The organism is Chryseobacterium potabilaquae (assembly GCF_902728265.1).
GTDB classification, from domain to species: domain Bacteria; phylum Bacteroidota; class Bacteroidia; order Flavobacteriales; family Weeksellaceae; genus Chryseobacterium; species Chryseobacterium potabilaquae.
In genome coordinates this window covers 1-1,362 of record NZ_CACVBR010000100.1, presented here as the reverse complement: position 1 = coordinate 1,362, position 1,362 = coordinate 1, and the positions used below count along the sequence as shown (strand labels likewise).

At 32.2% G+C, this 1,362-nt stretch carries 2 protein-coding genes; both read right to left on the bottom strand.

Annotation, left to right across the window (positions count from 1 at the left end):
* Positions 1 to 419: hypothetical protein (locus CHRY9293_RS18330; protein WP_162034299.1), on the bottom strand; the 419-nt coding region annotated here is incomplete at its 3' end.
* A partial coding sequence (locus CHRY9293_RS18325; protein ID WP_162034298.1) for an RHS repeat domain-containing protein occupies positions 416 to 1,362 on the bottom strand: 947 nt, incomplete at its 5' end. The genes CHRY9293_RS18330 and CHRY9293_RS18325, both read right to left, overlap by 4 nt.

Sequence of the window (1,362 nt, the reverse complement as noted above, 5' to 3'; positions counted from 1 at the left end):
TACGGTTGTTTTAAATATCCCCAAACTACATCACAACTATCTAATTTTTTTTTGTCATCCGAAAAAATATCTAATGAAATAGAATCATTCTTATTTCTCTCATAACTTAAATTATAAGGATAATGTGAAAAATTATCTATTCTTGTATCTTCCATAGAATGATAACCATACCTAAATCCTTTTTCAATATAGGGTTTAAAATAAAACCCATTTAAATTAGCAGAATCAACGATTTTATATTCTAATTCTTTTACAAAGACTTTTCTTTGTTTTGATTTTTCAATGGTCGAAGTTCCCCTTCTATACTTCCATTTCTGATAACCATACCATCCAACTGATGAAGAAAAAACACCAAATGCATAATAAAGAAATGTACAAAGTATAATAATACCTATAAAAATAATGATTGCTTTTTTCATGGCATTGTAATTTTAGAATTTTTATCTACACCTTCAGGAATAAGAGGCCCAACTTCAAGTTTTCCCACTTTACGAGTTTCAATTTTCTTATCCGAAGGAAGAAGGAATCTATTTAAAAAGTTAATTCCTCCTCCTTTTTCTTTATTAAAATAATCCATAATATTGTTAGGAGCAGGATCTCTAACCTTTGGAACATACCATGCGTTATTAGATCTTATATCTATGATTTTATTAAGGGAATCCAACATCACCGTTGCACAAGATTGTCCAATTACACAGTATTTTTCTGCACTGGCTGCTTTAGCAGCAGCTTCTTTTATTTTTGCATCCTCTTCTTTAGTTGTTTTAACAGTAACAAATTTATCGTAATGGTGAGTTTCATCTGGGTTTTTTGTATTTGCTTCCAACATTGCTTGCTTAGGGTTTAATCCTTTGCCTAAAAATGTTCCAACATCAGCATATTTAGCATCTCCATAAGGACTACTTCCCTCGCCTGTTCCATTCATTGAATAATAATACCAACCATCTCTTTCATTTCCTACAATCACAGCTCCGTGACCAGCAACAGGAACAGCTTTTGAATCAGCAAGAAATATTGCATCTCTTCCATCAGGATCAATACCATTAATAGGATTATTAACAACATAATTATATGGACTGTGGCGACTAAATTTTTCGGCAAGCTCATCCACAACACCCCATCGTCCAATATCGGGCATATAGAAACGTGCCCCATAATCATACATTCCTGTCTCTTGCAGTTCCTTGCCATTGTACTTATACTGATAACTCGAATTTCCAGTTAGTATATTATATCCTTGATGCTTCAATCCAAAAGGATAATAATTGTTTTCTTTAAGAGCTTCTACTCCTGATCCATTGTTAAAATAGCTTAAACGCACATTTCCCAAATGGTCTGTATAATTGTAAATATACTTATTTT